Annotated in this window: 1 protein-coding gene; it reads right to left on the bottom strand. The window is 68.4% G+C overall.

Going from position 1 to position 412, the window contains the following annotated elements; translation table 11 throughout:
• Positions 1-412, bottom strand: a 412-nt coding sequence (locus EN818_RS30905; protein ID WP_135906615.1) for an ATP-binding cassette domain-containing protein, incomplete at both ends; no start/stop codon positions are given.

Below are 412 nucleotides of genomic sequence, written 5' to 3'. Positions count from 1 at the left end.
CCGGAATGGGCAACCGCCGGCATGGGCTGCGGCATGTCGCGGCCGATCATCATGCGGGCGAGGTCGTGCGCGTCGTGGTCGCGCGGATCCACGTGGCCGGTGATGCGCCCGCCGCGCAGGATGGTCGCACGGTCGCAGACCGCGCGGATCTCCTCTAGCTTGTGCGAGATGAACAGGATGGAGACGCCGCCGTCGCGCAGCCGCCGCAACGTCTCGAACAGCTTGTCCACCGATTGCGGCGGCAGGACGGAAGTCGGCTCGTCAAGGATCAGGAGCTCCGGTCGGGTCATCAGGCAGCGGATGATTTCCACCCGCTGCCGCTCGCCGACCGAAAGCGCGTGCACATGGGCGAGCGGATCGACCTCCAGGCCGAAGTCGCGGCCGAGCTTGCGGATGCCTTGCGCAAGATCCG

This window comes from Mesorhizobium sp. M3A.F.Ca.ET.175.01.1.1, from assembly GCF_004791945.1.
Classification (GTDB): Bacteria; Pseudomonadota; Alphaproteobacteria; order Rhizobiales; family Rhizobiaceae; genus Mesorhizobium.
The sequence above is the reverse complement of the archived record's forward strand: the minus strand, read 5'-3'. Positions and strand labels throughout refer to the sequence as shown.